General features: G+C 28.3%; 15 protein-coding genes. 1 reads left to right on the top strand and 14 read right to left on the bottom strand.

The genetic code is table 11. The annotated features are described in order from the left end of the window. Positions 1-18: 18 nt before the first annotated feature. The 3 genes from recG to DR020_RS07630 all read right to left on the bottom strand — a co-directional run bounded on the left by recG (position 19) and on the right by DR020_RS07630 (position 4,173). On the bottom strand, positions 19-2,052 hold the full coding sequence (gene recG, locus DR020_RS07640; RefSeq protein ID WP_055257195.1) for an ATP-dependent DNA helicase RecG: 2,034 nt from the start codon (positions 2,050-2,052) through the stop codon (positions 19-21). Positions 2,053-2,169: 117 nt separating this feature from the next. Beyond that, positions 2,170-3,813 carry a DAK2 domain-containing protein gene (locus DR020_RS07635; RefSeq protein ID WP_112365644.1) on the bottom strand — a complete coding sequence of 548 codons (1,644 nt, stop codon included), beginning with the start codon at positions 3,811-3,813 and terminating at the stop codon, positions 2,170-2,172. A gap of 12 nt (positions 3,814-3,825) precedes the next feature. Continuing rightward, positions 3,826-4,173 (bottom strand): Asp23/Gls24 family envelope stress response protein, encoded by a 348-nt coding sequence (locus DR020_RS07630; RefSeq protein ID WP_055257197.1) that lies wholly within the window; start codon positions 4,171-4,173, stop codon positions 3,826-3,828. Positions 4,174-4,362: 189 nt separating this feature from the next. On the opposite strand from DR020_RS07630, the gene rpmB reads away from it, so the two are divergent. Next, positions 4,363-4,554, top strand: coding sequence for a 50S ribosomal protein L28 (gene rpmB, locus DR020_RS07625; RefSeq protein ID WP_055257198.1), 192 nt, complete (start codon positions 4,363-4,365; stop codon positions 4,552-4,554). Between the two features lie 260 nt (positions 4,555-4,814). Here rpmB and DR020_RS07620 read toward each other — a convergent pair whose 3' ends face one another. From DR020_RS07620 to priA, 11 genes are all read right to left on the bottom strand, one after another. Beyond that, positions 4,815-5,447, bottom strand: coding sequence for a thiamine diphosphokinase (locus DR020_RS07620; RefSeq protein ID WP_055257199.1), 633 nt, complete (start codon positions 5,445-5,447; stop codon positions 4,815-4,817). After that, complete coding sequence (gene rpe / locus DR020_RS07615) at positions 5,448-6,104, bottom strand: ribulose-phosphate 3-epimerase (RefSeq protein ID WP_055257200.1); 657 nt, start codon at positions 6,102-6,104, stop codon at positions 5,448-5,450. Next, positions 6,098-6,967, bottom strand: a complete 870-nt coding sequence (rsgA, locus tag DR020_RS07610; protein ID WP_055257201.1) for a ribosome small subunit-dependent GTPase A — start codon at positions 6,965-6,967, stop codon at positions 6,098-6,100. The genes rpe and rsgA overlap by 7 nt, the downstream gene beginning before the upstream one ends. 115 nt (positions 6,968-7,082) lie before the next feature. After that, positions 7,083-9,338, bottom strand: a complete 2,256-nt coding sequence (gene pknB, locus DR020_RS07605) for a Stk1 family PASTA domain-containing Ser/Thr kinase (protein ID WP_112365643.1) — start codon at positions 9,336-9,338, stop codon at positions 7,083-7,085. Further along, entirely contained in the window at positions 9,328-10,059 is a 732-nt protein-coding gene (locus DR020_RS07600) for a Stp1/IreP family PP2C-type Ser/Thr phosphatase (RefSeq protein WP_055257203.1), read from the bottom strand. Before DR020_RS07600 ends, pknB begins: the two co-directional genes overlap by 11 nt. Before the next feature lie 11 nt (positions 10,060-10,070). Further along, positions 10,071-11,108: a 23S rRNA (adenine(2503)-C(2))-methyltransferase RlmN gene (rlmN, locus tag DR020_RS07595; protein WP_112365642.1), complete on the bottom strand. Its 1,038-nt coding sequence runs from the start codon at positions 11,106-11,108 to the stop codon at positions 10,071-10,073. Positions 11,109-11,119: 11 nt separating this feature from the next. Then, a complete protein-coding gene (gene rsmB, locus DR020_RS07590; protein ID WP_055257205.1) occupies positions 11,120-12,439 on the bottom strand; it encodes a 16S rRNA (cytosine(967)-C(5))-methyltransferase RsmB in 1,320 nt (439 codons plus the stop codon). An 11-nt stretch (positions 12,440-12,450) separates the two neighbouring features. Next, entirely contained in the window at positions 12,451-13,152 is a 702-nt protein-coding gene (locus tag DR020_RS07585; RefSeq protein ID WP_055257206.1) for a zinc metallopeptidase, read from the bottom strand. Positions 13,153-13,195: 43 nt separating this feature from the next. Further along, a complete protein-coding gene (gene fmt, locus DR020_RS07580; protein ID WP_112365641.1) occupies positions 13,196-14,125 on the bottom strand; it encodes a methionyl-tRNA formyltransferase in 930 nt (309 codons plus the stop codon). An 18-nt stretch (positions 14,126-14,143) separates the two neighbouring features. Then, complete coding sequence (gene def / locus DR020_RS07575) at positions 14,144-14,581, bottom strand: peptide deformylase (protein ID WP_058992005.1); 438 nt, start codon at positions 14,579-14,581, stop codon at positions 14,144-14,146. Positions 14,582-14,593: 12 nt separating this feature from the next. Continuing rightward, positions 14,594-16,795 carry a primosomal protein N' gene (gene priA / locus DR020_RS07570; RefSeq protein ID WP_112365640.1) on the bottom strand — a complete coding sequence of 734 codons (2,202 nt, stop codon included), beginning with the start codon at positions 16,793-16,795 and terminating at the stop codon, positions 14,594-14,596. Positions 16,796-16,799 lie beyond the last annotated feature (4 nt).

The following is a 16,799-nucleotide window of genomic DNA, read 5'->3' as shown; positions in this document are numbered from 1 at the left end:
CCTCCACAAAATTAAATTTTAATTAAAACATATATATTTTCTAGTATTTTCTAAACCTCTTGATATTTCATAACATATTTTTTTACTTTCTTGATTTTTATTTTGCACAATTTCTCTTGCCTCTTTATTTGCACATCTTAAAATATCTATATCTTCTATAACATTAGCTAATATAAATTGATCATCTCCATGTTGCTTAACACCAAAGATTTCTCCTGAACCTCTTAGTTTAAAGTCTTGTTCTGCTATATAAAAACCATCACTACTTTTTGTCATAATATCCATTCTTCTTTTAGTTATTGAATTTACACCATCAGATATTAAAAAACATTTAGAGTTATATTCCCCTCTTCCAACTCTTCCTCTTAATTGATGAAGCTGTGCTAGCCCAAATCTTTCTGCATTTTCTATTATCATAACGCTAGCATTTGGTACATTAACTCCAACCTCTATTACTGTAGTTGATACTATTGCTTTTATATCCCCCTCTTTAAACCCATTTATTATATCATTTTTTTCTTTAGATGTCATTTTACCATGAAGAATTTCTACATGTATATTACTAAACACAGAAGATTTAATTTCTTTATATACCATTTCAACTGAATTTAATTTTAATTTTTCATTATCTTCAATAAGCGGAGCTACTATATATATCTGCCTTCCCTCTTTAATTTCATCTAAAGCCATTTTATAAGCTATTTTTCTACTTTGCTTATCAAATAATAAAGTTTCTATTTTCTTTCTGCCAGGTGGCATCTCATCTATTACTGAAATTTCCAAATCTCCATACAAATAAAGAGAAACCGTTCTTGGAATTGGTGTTGCAGTCATAACCAAAACATCACACATCTTATTTTTATTTATAAGTTTACTACGTTGTTTAACGCCAAATCTATGTTGTTCATCAGTTACTATGAGACCTAAATTTTTAAATTCAACACTATCCTCTATCAAAGCATGAGTTCCTATAACTATAACAGGAGTCCCTTGTCTTATTATATCTTTTATTCTATCCTTCTCTTTTTTCTTAGTATTTCCTGTTAAAAGTTCTATGGATACATTAAAATCTTTTAAAATTTTTTTAGCCTCATTAAAATGTTGAACTGCAAGTATTTCAGTTGGAGCCATAAATGCACACTGATAATTGTTTTTGTAAGCATTAAAAAGAGCAATTAATGCAACTAATGTCTTCCCAGACCCCACATCCCCTTGAACCAATCTATTCATAGCTACAGGTCGTTTTGCATCATGTAAAATCTGTCTTATAACTTTATTTTGTGCATTAGTCAAATCATATGGTAAAGATTTTTTTATCTCTATTAACTCTTTAGTAAATATCCTAAATTCTATACCTTCTTTGTTATTCACCTTATTTTTAAGCATCATAAGTTTCAAAGAATATGTAAACAATTCTTGAAATTTCAATCTTTCTATCGCATCATTCAAAACTTGTTTATTTTTAGGAAAATGTATCTGCCTTATTGCATTATCTAGTGATATAAGATTATACCTCTTTATTATATCCTCAGTTAAATTATCCTTTATACTTATATTATCTAAAACGATATTTATAACTTTAGTTATCATAGTATTTTTTATATCATCTTTTAATTTATATACAGGAATTATTCTACTCTCAAAAGAATCATTACATGATATTATAGGATTTATTACTTCTACATTAGCACCAACTTCTTTAAAAATCCCTAAAAGATTATACTCTTTTCCTATGATAAATTTTTTACTTATATAAGAACTATTAAACCACTTTCCCAAGACTCTTTTATTACCATAGGAAAATTCTATTGTAGTTAATCTTTTTCCACTCCTAGTTAAAACAGTCCCTATATATTTTTCTACCCTACATCTTAATATTGATTTTCCTTTATTTAAATTGTTGATGTTTAAAATATCTACATTTAAAAATGTATAATCCCTAGGAAAATATAAAAGAAGATCTAAAACAGTAAATATACCTAATTTATTGAATTTTTCTTGAGTTTTTTTTCCAACCCCATCAATACTAGATATATCCGAATATATATCCAAAACATTTCCTCCTTTTATTTTCTATACTTATAAATTTAGCAGAAATTCATTAAAATTCTATGAAAATTAGGCCTTGCAAATTTAGCAAAGCCTAATTTAAAATGTAGTACTAAAATTTTATTCCACTGACATTATCATATAATATAATGGTTGATCACCATTGTAATATTGAACATCTAAGTTACTATATTTCTCTTCTATCTCGTTTATAAACATAGATATATCACTATCTTTCATATCTTTTCCTTTAAATATAGTTATAAGCTCAGAATCATCATTCACTAGATTTTCCAATAATTTTCTAGCAACAACACAAACATCATTTCCAACTTCAGATATTTTACCTTCTATAAGCCCTAAAATATCTCCTTCTTTTATTTGTTTTCCATCCATTTCTGTATCTCTTACAGCATAAGTTACAGAAGCTGTTTTAACCACTTCCATTACAGAATTTAAATTTTCCATGTTTGTATCTATATCATCTTCTCCATTAAACATAGTTATACATGTTATACCTTGAGGAATTGTCTTTGTTGGAACTACTCTTATATCCTTATCAGACATTTCAGCCGCTTGATTTGCTGCCATGATAATATTTTTATTGTTTGGGAATATTATTATATGCTCAGCATTTATAGTATCTATTGCTTTTAATATATCTTGAGTGCTAGGATTCATAGTTTGACCGCCTTCTATAACTTTGTCAACACCTAAATCTTCAAATATATTTGCTATTCCCTCTCCCATAGCAATTGAAACAAATGCATATTTTTTTCCTCCATCTATTTCTTTTGCTACGCTAGTTTCCATAATTTGATTTTGTAAATCACCTAAAAGTTCTCTATGCTCTTCTCTCATATTATCTATCTTTATCTTAGATAACTCACCAATTAATACAGCCTTTGATAAAACTTTTCCAGGATCATTTGTATGAATATGAACCTTTATTATGTCATCATATCCTACTACTATTTCAGAATCCCCCATATTTTCTATTGATTTTCTAAAATCATCGGCATACTTTGCATCACCTAGTATTATAAATTCAGTGCAATACCCAAATTTTATATCTTCTTCATTTAATGTATTTAAATTGCTTTCTTTAATAGTTACACCACTATTATTTTCTATATTAGATATTTCCAAATTATTATTTAATGCTTCTAACATACCTTGAAGTATTATCAAAAGACCCATTCCACCTGAATCTACAACCTTAGCCTTCTTAAGTGCTGGAAGCATCTCAGGAGTTTTATCTAATGTCATTTTACTCTCAATACAAATCTTTTTCATAAGGCTAGCTATATCTTCAACATCATTATTTTTAATAGCAGTTTCCCCTGCTGATTTTATAACTGTTAATATTGTACCCTCTGTAGGTCTCATAACAGCCTTATATGCAGCCTTACTTCCTTCTAATATAGCATTTGCAAATTCCTTACTGTTAACTTCTTCTTTATTTTCTAATCCTTTTGATATTCCTCGTAGTATTTGAGATAAAATTACTCCTGAATTTCCCCTAGCTCCCATCAAAGCTCCCTTTGCCATTTTTTTGGAAACTTCTCCTATACTTTTCAAATCCGTTTCGCTTATTTCTTTAACTGCCGTTCTAAATGTCATAGACATATTTGTTCCTGTATCTCCATCTGGAACTGGGAAGACATTTAAAGAATTTACATAATCACTTTTCTCCTCTAATCTAAGTGCCGCATTACTCATCATAGAGTAAAAATGACCTCCATTTATCTTTGTAAAATTCATCACGTCTACCTCCTAAATTCTAACTGCTTGAACATTAACTGTTATTGCTGCCACCTTTAATCCTGTATAATTTTCTACATTGTATTTTACCTTTTGTATTATGTTATTTGATATAACAGATATTTTTGTTCCATACTCAACCATAACAAAAAGTTCTATTATTAATTTTTCATCTTTATGCTCTATCTTTACACCTTTAGCTAAATTCTCAATTCGCATAAGTTCCCAAAGACCTTCTGTTGCACTTTTAGAAACCATGCCTACAACACCGTAACATTCCATTGTAGCTAAACCTACAATCTTTGATATTACTTCATCTGCATATATAACATTACCATGTTCATTAGAATATCCAATCATTACGATTCCTCCTCTTATTCATATAATATATTTTATATTAAATATTTTTATTATTCAAGAATTATATAATGTAATATGTAAAATATTTAGTAATAATCTAATTTTTGTACTTGCGTAACTTATATATGTTATGTTAGAATAGTAACGTCCTATTGAAATTTATATTATAAGGTAGGAGGTGTTTTAAAAATGTCAAGAAGATGTGAAATATGTGATAAAGGTGTTATATCTGGAAGACAATTCAGTCATTCTCATAGACACTCTAACAGAACTTGGGCTCCAAACGTACAAAAAGTTAAAGCTATAGTTAATGGAACTCCAAAAACTATATCAGTTTGTACTAGATGTTTAAGATCTGGAAAAGTACAAAGAGCTCTATAATAGTTCTTTGTAGAAAATGCAATTGATAGACAATTGCATTTTTCTTTTGTTTAAAAATTTTATACATTAATATATTAAAAAGCAGTATCTAAAATTAGATACTGCTTTTTTATTTTATGTAGTTTTATCTTTCTTTTTCCCCTTAAATACTCTCAATATTCTACATAAACATTTTGGTAACTTCACTGCAACTATTCTCATATTTTCCCCCTAATAAAATTATTCTTATTTTATTATATTCTAGGTTTATGAATTTATTGCTAATCTTTTGAATATATTATTAAAATTTTTCCTTTTTTAAACTTTATATTTATCTTTTTATTATCTAAAAATTCATTGGAAATAAATTTACCTTCTCCAAAACTTAATATATTATTCTCAACTTCATATTTTGCTCCTATTATAGAAAAACCTTCAACATCATTTCCAAAAGCTTGAAAAGATATATATTTATATCCCTTATCTTCTAGCACAATATCCTTATTAGTTAGCAAGATAAGATTATTGCTATCCCTTATATAACATTCAATATTATTTTTTAGCGCTATATTTAAAAGCCCTAAATTTCCCAAAACATGATCTAACCTAGTTCCTGTAACTCCTAAAATACATATTTTATCTGCTTTAAGTTCAATAGCCTTTAAAAGAGCTATCTCTGAATCTGTATTATCTTTCTCGCTATTAAACTTTAAAACATTTATACCTTCTAATTTATCCTTATAAAAATCATCTATAGAATCAAAATCTCCTAGAGCATAATGTGGAACAAAGCCATACTTAAAGTATGTTTCACATCCTCTATCAGCTCCAATTAATATATCGCTACTTTTCATTTCTTCTAAAAATATATCTTTTTTAGGTGGATTTCCTCCTGATACTATTAAAACCTTCATTTATCTTAAAGCCTCATTCAACGCATTTATGTTTTCTTTTATTTTATTTTCTCTAAACACAGCAGAACCTGCAACTAATACATTCGCACCAGCTTCTACAATAGATTTTATATTATGTGTATCTACTCCACCATCTACTTCTATTAAAAGATTTTGCTTATTTAACTTCTTAGCTAAATTTTTAACTTCTTGTATTTTATCTATAGAATATTCTATGAAGCTTTGACCTCCAAATCCAGGATTAACTGACATTATAAGCACCATATCTAAACTTGGTAATATATTTTTTAAAACACTTACAGGAGTTGCTGGATTTAATGCTATCCCAACCTTACATCCTTTATTCTTTATATAATTTACCGTTCTATCTATATGTCTTTCAGCTTCATAATGAAAAGTTATTATATCTGCCCCACAATTTACAAATTCATCTATATATTTTGATGGATTTTCTATCATCAAATGAACATCAAATATCATTTTACTATTTTTCCTAAGCGCTTTTATTACTGGAAATCCAAAACTTATATTAGGAACAAAACTACCATCCATTATATCTATATGAAGAAATTCAGTGTTAGTTTCTTCAACTGTTTTTACTTGTGCTCCTAAATTACAAAAATCTGCTGATAATATTGATGGTGCTAAATTTACCATTTTGTCACTCTCCTATTCATTATTTCTTCTAATGTCTTTACATAAAATTCATATCTTAATCTATTTATATTATTTTCTTCTACATTTTTTTTAACTGCACAATTTGGCTCTTTATAATGATTACACCCTTTAAATTTACAAGAATCATTATAATTTTCAAACTCTGGGAAACAATATTTTAAATCATCTTTATCTATAAAATCTAAGCCTAATGTAGAAAATCCAGGTGTGTCTACTAAAAAGCCATCTTCTATCTCTATTAGTTCACTATGCCTTGTAGTATGCTTTCCCCTACCTAGTTTTTCACTTATCTCTCCAGTTTCCATATGTTTTTTATTTATTAAAGCATTTAAAAGCGTCGATTTTCCAACACCAGATGGACCACAAAGTACACTTATATTATTTTTTAATCTTTCCTGTAATTCATCTATTCCTTGCTTTTCTTTAGCATTAATAAACAACACTTCGTATCCTATATTATTTATTGTCTTTCTTACTTCTTCCCTTTCCTGTTCAGTACATAAATCTCTTTTATTTAAACATACAATTGATTTTATATTATTATACTCACAAAGAACTAAAAATCTGTTTAAAAGATCATAGTTTATATCTGGCTTTTTTATTGCAAAAACTACGAACGCTTGTGTAACATTTGACACAGTTGGTCTTATAAGAGTTGATGTTCTTGGCAATATTTCTTCTATCGTTCCTTTGCCATTTACCATGTTTATTTTCACCCTATCTCCAACCATAGGTTTTAATGATTCATATCTAAATTTACCTCTAGCTTTACATTCTATTATATTATCAGATACCTTTATGTAATAAAATCCACCAATTCCCTTTAAAATAATTCCTTCCATTATACCTCCAATTTTTTTAATCTTACTTATAATTATATACTATAAAATAATATAATCCAAAATAAAATTTAAGAGATTAAAGTAAATTTACTCTAATCTCTTAAATTAATCTTTATTATGGTGCTTGCAATGTCGCTGTTATTGAACCACCCTTAGTCATTGTACCTGAACTAACACTTACAACTTTCCATGAATTCATGTCTGCAGTTCCTTTTTGATCAAACCTTATTGAGCCACCATGAGATGCTACCCATGATATAGCTTGTTGACCAGTCATTCCAATAAGAGGTGATGTACTTATAGCATTTGAACTATTATCTGTATTCCCAGCTGTGCTATTACTTGAATTGTCATTAGGCTTACTAGAATTAGAATTATCACCTGAATTATTGTCTTGTTTATTATTGTCATTATTTGAACTATTACTATTATTATTTGAGTTATTGTTATTTGAGTTATTGTTATTTGAGTTATTGTTATTGCTGTTCGAATTATTATTTGAATTATTGTTGTTTGAGTTATTATTATTTGAGTTATTATTCGAATCAGCATTATTGTTTGAATTATTATTTGAGTTATCTGCGCAATCTCCATAATATGTTACATTTACAGTTGAACCTGATTTCACTTGATAACTAGATGCTGGATCTTGACTGTAAATTAATCCATTTTGTGATGATGTTGGAGCATTTTCTCCTTTAACAGCATTTACGTTAAGACCTAAATTTTTTAATATTGTTTTAGATTCTTCAACTGTTTTTCCTGTCAAATCTGGTACTGTAATTGTTGATGAATTAGCTCCTTTACTTACCACAAGATTTATACTATATCCACTTGGAACTCCACTTCCACTAATTGGAGAACTACTTATTACATTTCCTGATGCTACAGTATTACTATATTCATAAGTTATTGTTCCAACTTTTAGTCCATTGCTAGTTATAGTTGATTTTGCTGTTTCTAGTGATAATCCAACTAAATTCGGAAGATTTATTGTTGTTTGTCCTCCACTTACAGTAACTATTATAGTACTTCCTTGAGCAACTTTAGTTCCTGCTACTGGATTTGTACTTAATACTGTTCCTTCAGCTTCAGAACTTTCTACTGTTTTTTCTTCATATACTAAGTTTAACTTTGTAAGTTGTGCTTTTGCTTTTGCGTTTGTTTGATTAACTAAATCCGGCACAGTTACTTGAGCTGTGGAACTTGATGATGTTGCATTAGATGAGCCTTTAGCCATATTTATCCCAACGAATGCACCTGCACCAACTATTGCTATAGCTATTATTATTACTCCAGCTATTATAGTTTTATTTCCTTTATTTTGTACTTTTTTTATTGGCTTTGGATCTTTTATAGGTTTTGATTCATGAATTTGAGAAACCTTTTTTAAATCTTTATCTATTCCATTGTTATCGTTGGAATTTTTTTCACTTTGTATATTGCTATTATTTGAATTTTCTTTAACCAAATCATCATCTACTATAGGATCCATTACTCTTGTAAATCCTGAATCATCAATCTCAACTTTATCCATCATCATGGTAAAATCTTCATTATTTTTAATTCTTTCAAGAGCATCTATAAATTCAAGTGCTGTTTGATATCTACTAGATGGATCTTTACTAATAGCCTTCATTATCAAATTATTAAGATTATCTGGAATTTCAGATGTTAAAACTTTTGGTTCAATAGGATTTTCTTGTATATGCTTAACTGCAACAGTTACTGGTGAATCTCCATCAAAAGGAACCTCTCCTGTTACCATTTCATATAAAACTATACCTAAAGAATAAAGATCTGTTCGATAATCTACATAACTTCCCTTAGCTTGCTCAGGAGAAAAATAATGAGCTGAGCCTAAAACACTATTAGTATGGGATATAGTTGATTCGCTCATGGATTTTGCTATTCCAAAGTCTGTAACCTTAACAACTCCATCCCTTGTTACTAATATATTTTGAGGTTTTATATCTCTGTGTATAATATTATTTTTATGTGCACAATCTAAAGCTCTAGCTATTTTAATAGCAAATGTTATAGCAATATCATACGGAATTTTTTTCTTTTCTTTTATTATATCCTTAAGAGTTTTTCCCTCTACATATTCCATTACTATATAATTTACACCATCTGTACTTCCAACATCTAATACATTAACTATATTAGGATTAGATAGATTAGCTATTGATGTGGCTTCTTTTTTAAACTTATTTACTATATTTTCATTATCCTTAAATGAATCTTTTAAAACTTTTACCGCAACAAATCTATTTAATTTTCTACATCTAGCTTTGTATACATAAGACATTCCACCTTCGCCAATTTGCTCTAAGATTTCATATCTATCACCTAAAATACTACCTATCATTTTGACTCTCTCCTCCAAAAACTAGAACTGTTATATTGTCTCGTCCCCCTCTTTGTTTAACTACCTCAACTAATTTTTCGCATGATTTATTCAAATCATTAGAGTTTATTATTTCTCTCCACATCTCGTCTTTTTCTAAATCATTTGCAAAGCCATCTGTACATAATAAAAACAAATCATATTCATTTTTATCCATTCCTATTATATCTGCATTTACTCTATTATTAGTACCTAAAGCTCTCGTTATTATATTTTTTCTTGGGTGATTTTTAGCTTCTTCCTCAGTTATACAACCACTATCTAATAGTTCTTGCACTAAAGAATGATCTCTTGTTAATTTATCTATCCCCTTATTACTTAAACCAAAGCAACAACTGTCCCCAACATTAGCTATTTGTATTTTATTATTATATACAAATGCTGCAGTTAAAGTTGTTCCCATTCCACCATAACCTTTTTGCGAAGTTGCTAACTCATATATATCTAAATTAACGTTAGATATAGCCTCTTCTAAAATGTTATCAATTGATATCTTACCAATTTTTTCTTTTATATACTTCATTATACCTTCTGCAGCCATTTTACTAGCTACTTCTCCAGCATTATGTCCTCCCATACCGTCTGCTACTATATAAAGCGAGAATTTATCCTCTATACAATATGCAAAATAATCTTCATTTAGTTCCCTCACATTACCATTGTCAGTAAAAAAACCAATCATTTTTGTTCCCCCTAATTCTGCTTTTTAGACTGAATATAACTCCTCCTTAGTTGTCCACATGCCGCATTAATATCAGATCCCATTTCTCTTCTTACTGTAGCTTCTATACCATAAGATTTTAATATAGATACAAAATTAGCTATATCATTTTTAGATGATTTTTTAAATGAATTTTCTTTTATTTCATTAACTGGTATCAAATTGACATGACACAACATATTTTTAAGTAAAGCACCTAAACTCTTAGCATCTTCTTTACTGTCATTTACTCCCTTTACTAATGAATATTCAAAGGTTATTCTTCTACTTGTCTTTTGTATATAATATTTACAAGCATCTAATATTTGAGCTATATCATATTTATTTGCTATTGGCATTATTTGTTTTCTTATTTCGTCAGTTGTAGCATGAAGAGATATTGCAAGAGTTATTTGCATTTCCTTATCTGCCATCTCATATATCTTAGGTACTATACCACAAGTTGATAAAGTTATATGTCTTTGTCCAATGTTTAATCCATAATCTGAATTTACAAGTTCTAAAAACTTCATAACATTATCAAAATTATCTAATGGCTCACCACTTCCCATTAAAACTATATTAGATATTCTATCCCCTAAAACATTTTGACAAAGAATAATTTGTGATAATATTTCTCCTGCTGTTAAATTTCTAATCATACCATCTATTGTTGAAGCGCAAAATTTACATCCCATCCTACACCCAACTTGAGTAGATACACATACAGAATTTCCGTGCTTATATGACATAATAACACACTCTACTATATTATCATCATTAAGGCGCAATAACAACTTCCTAGTTTTATCTTCTTTAGATTCTAAAGTCTCTATAATCGTTGGAAATCCTATATAAAAAAATTTTTTTAATTTATTTTTTGTTGAAGATGATATGTTTTTCATCAAATCAAAATCATATTGCCCTTTATATATCCATTCAAATACTTGTTTAGCTCTAAATGCACTTTCTTCGTTATCCTTCATCCAAATTTTCAACTCATCTAAAGTGTAATCTAATATGTTTACCATTTTTTCACCTACTATTTTTTTCTAAGTCTTGCAATAAAAAATCCATCCATATATTTATTAGGGAGTATAGTTACTGTTCCATTTGTATTATATAAAATATTATCTTTTTTACATAGATTTATTTTTTCAACTTCACAATCCTCATGTTTTCTTAAAAACCAATTTATAATTTCTTCATTTTCATCTTTATTAAGGGTACAAGTTGAATATATCATCTCTCCACCCCTTTTAAGATATCTCCATGCATTTTCTAAAATAACCCTTTGAGTTTTTTCTATATCTTTTAAATCTTTTAATGTCTTAGTCCATTTTATTTCAGGTTTCTTTCTTATTATTCCTAGACCAGAGCACGGAACATCTAAAAGTATTTTATCTGCGGAATTTAAATACTGCCTATTAAATTTAGAGGCATCACCTAATTTTACCTCTATATTAAAAATTCCAAGCCTTTTTGCATTATCTTCTATAAGTTTTAATTTATGAGTGTGTATATCAAATGCCAAAACTTTTCCTGTATTATTTAATATTTCACTAACATGTGTACCCTTAGTCCCTGGTGCACTACAAATATCTAAAACTGTATCATTATATCTTAAATTTAAGCATTCTGAAACTAGCATGGCACTTTCATCCTGAACTGTAAACATACCCTTTGTATAAAGGGAATTTTTTTCAATAGAACTTCCTTTTTTAATCATTATTGCACTATCTGAAATATATCCCTTTTCTACATCATAACCTTCAACTAATAAAGAGTTTAAAAGTTCTTCCCTAGTTGTCTTTAATATATTAGTTCTTACTGTTATATATGGAGTTTCGTTTAATCCTTTTAATATTTTTATTCCATTTTCTTTTCCATACTGTTTAAGGAATAATTTTATCATCCATGAATTGAAAGAAAAATAATATTCTAAACTCTCCATATCAGTTAGTCCTTTTTTATAATCTTTATCTAAGTTCCTTAAATAATTTCTAAGAACTCCATTTACAAAACTCGATAAACTTTTTGCTCTTATTTTCGCTAAATTAACTGATTCATTAACTACCGCATAAGAAGGAATTCTATCTAAATATTTTATTTGATATATTGCACTTCTTAAAATATTAACTACCTTTTCATCTATATCCTTAACATCTGATACAAAACTTCCTAAAATTATGTCTATGGTTTTTTTATTTTTTAATGTACCATAAACCACCTCTGTTATAAGGCCTCTATCCTTATCATTAATATTAGAATTTTTAAATCTTTTGTTTATTTCAATATTAGAATATGCACCCTTTTTTATTACATTATCCAATATTTCTACTATTATCTTTCTAGAATTCATTATTTAAACTCCTAATTATTCGAATTTCTATCACTTAAAACTATTAATCTTAAAAGTTGAGATACTGCCATAAGAGTAGCTGCTACATAAGTTAAAGCTGCTGCATTTAAAACCTTTTTAGCACCATTTACTTCATTTCCATATAAAATACCTCTTTGTTCTAAAAGCTTTAATGCTCTAGATGAAGCATTAAATTCTACTGGAAGAGTCACAAGTTGAAATACTACAACTGCTGAAAAAAGTAAAATTCCAACTGTTGTTAATCCACTAAAATTTAAAATTATCCCAGCTATAAATAAAAGCCATGACATACTAGACGCAAAATTCACAGCAGGTGCTATTGAATTTCTAAATATAAGAGCGCTGTATTTTTCTTTATGCTGTATAGCATGACCAACCTCATGAGCTGCAACTCCAAGTGCCGCAACAGATGTTCCATTATATATACCAGAAGATAATCTTAAAATTCTTTTGGTTGGGTCATAGTGATCACTTAATTTTCCCCTTACTGTTTCAATTTGAACATCATAAAGACCAGCATCATCTAAAAGCATTCTAGCCACATTATAGCCACTATATCTATTAAAGCTCTCTATTCTCTCATATTCATTAAAAGTACTAGATACCTTAAACTGCGCCCACGCAGATACTATTAAAGCTGGCACAAGTATAATAAATGTTGGATCAAAAAACATTCCATAATAGCCAAACATAATCTTCACTCCCTATCCCTAATATTTTATTTATAATATACTATTATTTTAATATAGTACCTATATCTATTTTATTACCATTTATAAACTGCTCAACGAAAAGTGGTTTACCATTTGGAAATTGAAGCTTTTCTATCACTAAAACCCCTTCTTCTGTAGCAACTTTTATTCCATTTTTATCAACTGATATTATAGTCCCTGGAACTTTTTCTGAATTTACATTTTCTACATGAGATTTATAAATTTTCATGGTTAAATCTCCATAAGTTGTAGTAGCTATTGGCCAAGGATTTAATCCTCTTATTAAGTTATGAATTTTCTGTGCACTTAAATTCCAATTTATTTTAGCAATATCTTTATTTAACATTGAAGCATACGAGCTCTTACTATCATCTTGTTTTTTAGGTTTTATATTCCCCTGTGCAAGTTCATTTATAGTATTAATTAAAAGATCTGCTCCTGTAACTTTTAAAATTTCATAAAGTTCACCAGAGGTCATATCAGGAGTCACTTCAACTTTATTTGTAAGTAGCATATCCCCTGTATCCAATCCAACATCCATAAGCATAGTTGTGTTTCCAGCTAAAGTTTCCCCATTTATAACACTCCACTGAATAGGAGCTGCACCTCTATATTTAGGTAAAAGAGAACCATGTAAATTTATACAACCATATTTAGGTATATCTAAAATTTCCTTTGGTAATATTTGACCAAAAGCTACTACTATTATAAAATCCAAATCTAAATTTTTTAAAACTGTCATAGATTCTTCATCATTTCTTATTTTTAAAGGTTGATAAACTGGTATATTATTTTGCATAGCAACCTCTTTTACAGGCGACATAGCTAACTTTTTACCTCTTCCCTTTGGTCTATCAGGTTGCGTAAAAACTGCTTTAACACCAAACTCTTTTATTAATAATTCTAAAGAAGGTACAGCAAAATCCGGCGTACCCATAAACGCTATATTCATAAAACTTCTCTCCTTATTTTATCTATCTATAAATAATATTCCATCTAAATGATCATTTTCATGTTGAATAGCTCTTGCTAGAAGTCCTTCTCCTTCTAATACAAATTCTTCACCATTTTCATCTAATGCTTTTATTTTCACATAGTTTGCTCTTTCAACTTCATTTTCGCGTCCTGGAAGACTTAAACATCCTTCTATATCTTTTTGCGAACCTTTAGTCTCTAGTATTTGAGGATTTATAAATACTCTTATCCCTTCGCCGTCTTGAGCATCTATAACAAATATTCTTCTAAGTATTCCAACTTGAGGAGCTGCAAGACCCACACCATTTTTGTCATACATAGTCTCTATCATATCTTTTATAGTTATTTTTATTCTATCTGTTATATTATCTACTTCCCTACATTTCTTTCTAAGCACTTCATCTTCATTAATCCTAAGATTTCTAATAGCCATAAATATTCCTCCTTACATTAAACTATTGGGGTTTATATCTAAAGAAACCCTTATTTCATTATAAATATTTTTTGTATTTTCATAAACATTTTTCTTTATTTTATCAGTTATTATATCACTAAAATTGCCTTTTATCATCATTTGCCATCTATAAATATTATTTATTTTGCTTATAGGACACGCACCTGGATTATATATATGTACTTCATCATGCCCTTTTAAAACCATTTGTAAACTTTTTTTTAATTTTTTACTAAATATTTCAATTTTCTTTTCTGACTCTCCTGCCATATTTATTATTAATATTTTACTAAAAGGTGGATAATCTAAACTTTTTCTTATAACTATTTCTCTTTTAAAAAATTCATTATAATCACTATCCTTAGCTAGATAAATAGCATAATTTTGTGGAGAATAAGTCTGTATTATAACTTCTCCGGATTTTTCTCCTCTCCCTGCCCTTCCGCTTACTTGCGTTAACATCTGAAATGTTCTTTCACTTGACCTATAATCTGGAAGATTCAACGCCATATCCGCTGTTATTACCCCAACTAAAGTAACATTTTCAAAATCAAACCCCTTTGTTACCATTTGTGTTCCTATTAATATATCAGCCTCTTTGTTTTTAAAAGAATTGTATATAGCTTCATAAGAATTTTTTCTTCTTGTAGTATCTACATCCAATCTTAGCACCCTAGCGTTTGGAAAGTATTTTTTTACAATCTCTTGAACCTTTTCCGTTCCCGCCCCAAAGTATTTCACATAAGTACTTCCACATTTAGGGCATGTTGTTTTTATTTTTTCTCGTCTTCCACAATAATGGCAAACTAAATATCCATTATTATGATATGTCATTGATATATCACAATTCTCACATTTAAACACATAACCACAACTTCTACAAGAAACGAATGTTGAAAAACCTCTTCTATTTAAAAATAATATAATTTGTTCATTTTTATTTAATCTATCATTTATTTTTTCAAATAATTTTCTACTAAATATAGATTTATTATTATTTTTAAGTTCTTCCCTCATATCCACTAATTCTACGCTAGGAAGTTTTTTATTATTTGCTCTCTTGTTAATCATCACAAGTTCATATTCACCATTTAAGGCTTTATAAAAACTCTCTATACTAGGTGTTGCAGACCCTAACACAACCTTACACCCTTTAATTTTCGCAAAAAATTCGCATACTTCTATAGTATTATATTTAGGATTCATATCTGATTTATAGCTTCTATCATGTTCCTCATCAACAATAATAAGCCCTAAATCTTTAAATGGTAAAAATAAAGCTGACCTTGTTCCAACTACAAGACTTACTTCTCTATTTTTAACCCTATACCACTGATCATATCTCTCACCAGTAGAAAGCTTACTATGAAAAACTGCTACATCATTTCCAAATCTTCCTTTAAAACGTTCTATCATTTGAGGTGTTAAAGAAATCTCAGGAACTAATATTAAACAAGTTTTGTCTAATAAAAGCATATAACTTACAAGGTTCATATAAACCTCTGTTTTTCCACTACCTGTTACACCATTTAATAAAGAAACAGATTTTTTAGTATCTAATATTTTATCATAAGCATTTATTTGCTCTTCATTTAACTTTTTAGGTGGATAAACAGGAAATTCTCTATTTACTATCCTACTAATATCTATTTCCTTTATTTCTAAAGCACCAAGCTTTATAAGTTTGTTTATCATATACGCTGATATATTCGTTTTAGTAGTTAATTCTATTTTGTTAAATTTTCCACTATATTTTTTTATATGGTTTAAAGCTTCCTTTTGTTGTAAAGTCATATTATCAATTTCTTTTGAGAAAAATACCACAGATTTGGTTTTTGTTGTATTTCCTCCCATTATTCTATATGGAATCAAAATCCTTATAGCATCTATATATTTACACATATATTTTTCTCTTAAAAAATTTACAATCTTAAAATCATCTTCTGTTAAAAGTGCTTCCTCATCACAAAGTTTCGTTATATATTTATATCTTATATTAGATTTTTTTTCATAAACATCATTTAAAAGTCCTATAACAAATCCTTCTACTTTTTTATTACCTGCTCCAAAGCAAACCAAAACCCTATAACCGATTTTTATTTTTTCTCTCATCTCTGGTCTTATCTTATATGTAAAAGGCTTATCAACTTGCAAAGCATCACTATTTATTATAACCTGCGCAAAATTATACATAAAA

Origin of the sequence: Sarcina ventriculi (assembly GCF_900456775.1) — a bacterium.
GTDB classification, from domain to species: Bacteria; Bacillota; Clostridia; order Clostridiales; family Clostridiaceae; genus Sarcina; species Sarcina ventriculi.
Note: the sequence above shows the minus strand (reverse complement) of the source record. Positions and strands in the feature narration are given on the sequence as shown.